Origin of the sequence: Tunicatimonas sp. (assembly GCF_049647865.1) — a bacterium.
GTDB lineage: Bacteria > Bacteroidota > Bacteroidia > Cytophagales > Cyclobacteriaceae > Tunicatimonas.
Genome location: NZ_JBARYM010000083.1, coordinates 1 through 1,882, shown reverse-complemented (window position 1 = coordinate 1,882; position 1,882 = coordinate 1). Strand labels below are relative to the sequence as shown.

2 protein-coding genes are annotated in these 1,882 nt (G+C 47.2%); one reads left to right on the top strand and one right to left on the bottom strand.

Features of this window, described 5'->3' with window-relative positions:
- Positions 1-1,377, bottom strand: a 1,377-nt coding sequence (locus WBA23_RS02905; protein WP_424580748.1) for a carboxypeptidase-like regulatory domain-containing protein, incomplete at its 3' end; no start/stop codon positions are given.
- 203 nt (positions 1,378-1,580) lie between these two features.
- Here WBA23_RS02905 and WBA23_RS02900 point away from each other — a divergent pair.
- Positions 1,581-1,859: a hypothetical protein gene (locus tag WBA23_RS02900; RefSeq protein ID WP_424580747.1), complete on the top strand. Its 279-nt coding sequence runs from the start codon at positions 1,581-1,583 to the stop codon at positions 1,857-1,859.
- Positions 1,860-1,882: the final 23 nt, after the last annotated feature.

Sequence of the window (1,882 nt, the reverse complement as noted above, 5' to 3'; positions counted from 1 at the left end):
CGTTAGTTGAGCGTATTCGGTTCGTACTCCTAGGCGAGATACCAGACGCTTGGTTAGGTAAGCATTGGTTTCTACAATCTGAGATGCCCGCCGATCAAGCAGCAACAAATCTGCTGAACCCTTATTTTCAGCAACCGGCGTTTTCCAATCAAACTGATCATGAAAGTACTCCGCCCCGATACGAATCGCCACATTAGGGTTTAGATCATACGTTCCTACTGATTTGGCGTGTATGCCTTGTTGTTGCTGCCAAACGGGTAATTTGTCGATAGTTACTTCTTGCTCGTCGTAGGTGTACGATAGGCCTGTCTGCCAAATCCATTTTTTGCCCAGCGCTTCCCGAAAAGATACGTTGGCGTAGAGGTTATCATTTTCCAGCGACACCAGATTGGTATTCGGTAGCTGCTCTACATCAGGCTGGTGTACTGCCAGTTGGCTCCGGCTGACCTGAGCGTACCCTTTTATCATTCCGGTTGCAGAAGTCTTCTGGCGGTAAGCGACGGAGCTATTCCATGCTTTAGGCGCGGTAACCCACTGAATATCCTGCGGAACTGCCCATTGGTAAGCACTCAGATCGGTGTAACCTCCCTCCACCCAAACCGACGATTGATCCCAGCGGTGTTGGTGCGATACGCTTCCCCCTACCGTCATCAGCGATATATCAGTTTGGGTCTGGTCGGCCAAATCATTGGTATTCAGTAGTAAAGCTGAAGATAATGCTTGTCCGTATTCAGCCGAATAGCCTCCGGTGTTAAACGTAGTTCCTTTAAACAGAAAAGGAGAAAACCTTCCCCGCGTCGGTATTCCCGGAACCGACGCATTGAATGGGCTATGCGCTAGCAGTCCATCAATAAATACTTTAGTTTCGTGCCCATCGCCCCCCCGAACAAACAACCGACCGTCTTCTCCCACCGCCTGAGTGCCAGGGAGTGTTTGCAGGGCACCGGCAATATCGCCCAGGGCTCCGGCCGTCGTCACAATATCCAGCGGTTTCAAAGCAATAGCCTGATGCTTATCGCTAGCTTCAAATGATCCGGCACTAATGGTAACTCCTTGCAGAGTGTGGCTAGCTTCCTGAAGTTGAATATCTAACGAAGGGGTAAGGTTAGAAGCTAGAATAAGTTGCTGCTGCGGCTGGTAACCCACTGCACTGACGATCAGATAGGTCGTATCAACCGGATCAGCTGTGAAAGCGTACGCACCGGTGGTATCGGTGGTAGCTCCAAAGTAGGTGTTCTTTAGGTAGACGTTGGCTCCCACAATAGGTTGAGTCCCATTAGTTACTACTCCCGACCAAGTGGTTTGGCCAAATAAGTAGCTGTTACTGATGATACCTAAAAGTGTTAAACCGTAAGAAATGCAAGTGAAATTACGCATAGCCTAGTGATTTTGATAAGCCTAAGGTGCATATTTGGGCAGCGACTGGCGAATTAAACTAGCTGAATGGTAGGATTCCGCGGATGAATCGTAAAAAACGACGACCTACCGCAGTTGTATAGTAAATTATTAGGAAACACTACGCTGTAGGTTCTACCACTATTCCGGTTACTGGTTCCTAATAAAAATAGGTTGTTTTGAGTATGAATTGTTTCAAGTTCAATCAGCTCGCTCCTCAACTACAGCTTCAGTACATTTACAATGACTGCCGACTGCTCGATTTTATCGTTGAAGTCAACGGTTCCAAACAAGATGCTCGGTGCCTCTACTTTGATAGCCAACTGTTTATTGAAGTGCACTTTGACGGATTGCAAGGCGATCGGATAAAAGAAATCCGCTCTTACTCTACTCTGAATCAGCTATCGCATTGGTACGAGCAGATCAGTCTATCTTCTTTATTTCAGAATATTTCTAAAAGCTAGCGAGGTGTGTTTTCGTATACTGC

Bases quoted from the DNA above. Each gene is read 5' to 3' on its own strand.
- WBA23_RS02900 (WP_424580747.1), top strand. From the start codon at position 1,581: ATGAATTGTTTCAAGTTCAATCAGCTCGCTCCTCAACTACAGCTTCAG.